The 2,249-nt window shown below is 68.1% G+C and carries 2 protein-coding genes; both read left to right on the top strand.

The window, feature by feature from the left end:
• Nucleotides 1-1,192: DNA translocase FtsK (locus ACT84W_RS10340; protein ID WP_444329149.1), on the top strand; the 1,192-nt coding region annotated here is incomplete at its 5' end.
• 6 nt (nt 1,193-1,198) lie between these two features.
• A partial coding sequence (locus ACT84W_RS10335) for a helix-turn-helix domain-containing protein (protein WP_444329148.1) occupies nt 1,199-2,249 on the top strand: 1,051 nt, incomplete at its 3' end.

Here is a 2,249-nt window from a genome sequence, read left to right as displayed (position 1 = left end):
GATTCCCGGCACCTCGCTCGTCGGCATCGAGATCCCGAACGAGAAGCCCCAGCCGGTCTACCTTTCTGACGTGCTGCCCTACGCCAAGGGCGGCCCGCTGGAGTGCGCCTTCGGCCGCGACTCCGAGGGCCGGCCTATCGTGGTCGACCTCTCGGGCCTGCCGCACCTGCTCGTCGCCGGCACCACCGGCTCGGGCAAGTCCGTGCTCCTCAACGCCATCGTCATGAGCATGCTCATGCGCGCCACGCCCGAGCAGGTCCGCCTGATCATGGTCGACCCCAAGCGCGTCGAGTTCACCGGCTACGCGGGCCTGCCGCACCTCTACGTCCCCGTGGTCACCGAGCCCCGCCAGGCGGCGAGCGCCCTTCAGTGGGGCGTGACCGAGATGGAGCGTCGCCTCAAGGTCTTCGAGCACTACAAGGTGCGCGACATCAAGACCTTCAACGGCAACGTCGACGGCGATAAATACGCCGACATGGAGAACCCTCCGAAGCACATGCCGTACTTCGTCATCGTCATCGACGAGCTCGCCGACCTGATGATGGTAGCCGGCAAGGACGTCGAGAGCTCCATCGTGCGCATCGCCCAGCTCGGCCGCGCCGCGGGCATCCACCTGATCGTCGCGACCCAGCGCCCCTCGGCCGACGTCGTCACGGGCCTCATCCGCGCCAACATCGACAATCGCGTCGCGCTCTCGGTCGACAACTCGCTCAACTCGCGCATCATCCTCGACCAGAAGGGCGCTGAGCAGCTCCTCGGCAAGGGCGACATGCTCGTCAAGCTCCGAGGAAAGAAGCCCATCCGCGCCCAGGGCTGCTGGGTCTCGGACTCCGAGATCGAGCAGACCGTCAAGTACATCAAGGAGCAGGTCACGGCCGACTACCACGAGGACATCCTCACCGCGGTCGTGCCCAACGCGCCCGGCTCGCCCGCCGGCCCCGACGCCCCGAAGGACGACGACCCGCTGATCTGGGAGGCCGCGCGCATTGTCGTGGATTCTCAGCTCGGTTCGACCTCGAGCCTCCAGCGCGCGCTCTCGGTTGGGTATGCTAGGGCAGGCAGGATCATGGACATGCTCGAGGCCAAGGGAGTCGTCGGCCCCGCGAACGGCTCGAAGCCTCGCGAGGCGCTCCTGGACAAAGAAGGCCTTGAGGACCTGAAGATGGCAGACACGGTGTACAAGGAGGTTTAGCAGACGATGATCCGTCGTCCTCGCTTCAGCGAGATGCTCGGCTCAAGGAGGCGCCAGCTGGGCCTCAGCATCCAGCAGGCGTCAAGCATCCTCCGCCTTCGGGAGGATGTCCTCGTCGCTTTCGAGGAGGGCGACTTCGAGCGCATGCCCCAGAGCGGCTACGCCCAGGGCATGCTCTCGTCGTACGCGCGCTACCTCGGTCTCAACCCCAGGCAGATCACCGACCTTTTCCAGGAAGAGCTCTACGAGTACGTCAACGGCTCTACTTCCCATGAGCTCAGGCGCCACACGCGCGACGTGCAGGCGGGCCGCGGCGTCCGCGGCTACGACGTCGTCAACGAGGCGGGCTCCAGGCCTAAGGCCTACGTCGAGTACCACGCGCTGCTGCCGGCCTCCGGCGGCCCCGCGGGCGACCTCGGCGCGTTCGCCACGACGACCTCGGCCACCCCGCGCCGCTCCATGCCGCTGGCGGGCTCCGGCCCCTCGGCCGCTGAGGCGTACAACTCCCAGAGCTTTGAGCAGGACACTGCCGGCGCCAGGCGCCGTAGGCCCTACAACGGAAACACCGCCAGGTACCCGGGCGAAGCCTCGGGGAGCAACCGCGCTGAGCGCCAGCGCAGGCGCAACTCCCAGCGCAGGCGCTACGAGCAGCAGTCCGACCCCTCCCGTAGGCTTCTCTCGAGCGACATGCGGGGCCCCGGCATCAACGACTCCGGCTACTCGGGGGAGCGCTACCTGCGCGACGAGGTGAGCACGAGGGCGGTCCGCCCCCGCGAGTACACCGATGACATGCGCTACGACGAGGGCGCGCGCCCCTACGAGCGCGCCTCCACCATCCGCGGCCGCAGGTCCTCGATGAACATCGCGGATACCGGCAGGCCCAACGTCCGCCGCCGCACCGGCTCCGACTATGCCCCGGCCCAGCGCGGCGGCGCGGGTGGCGGCCGCCAGGGCGGCAGGGGAGGGCGCTCGCCTCGCCCTTCCGCGGTCTCGCAGAACAAGATATTCATCGGGATCTTGATCCTCGCCGTCGTCCTCACGGCGATTATCGTGTTCT

The sequence above is a fragment of the Paratractidigestivibacter sp. genome, assembly GCF_052362415.1.
Classification (GTDB): Bacteria; Actinomycetota; Coriobacteriia; order Coriobacteriales; family Atopobiaceae; genus Paratractidigestivibacter.
The sequence above is the reverse complement of the archived record's forward strand: the minus strand, read 5'-3'. Positions and strand labels throughout refer to the sequence as shown.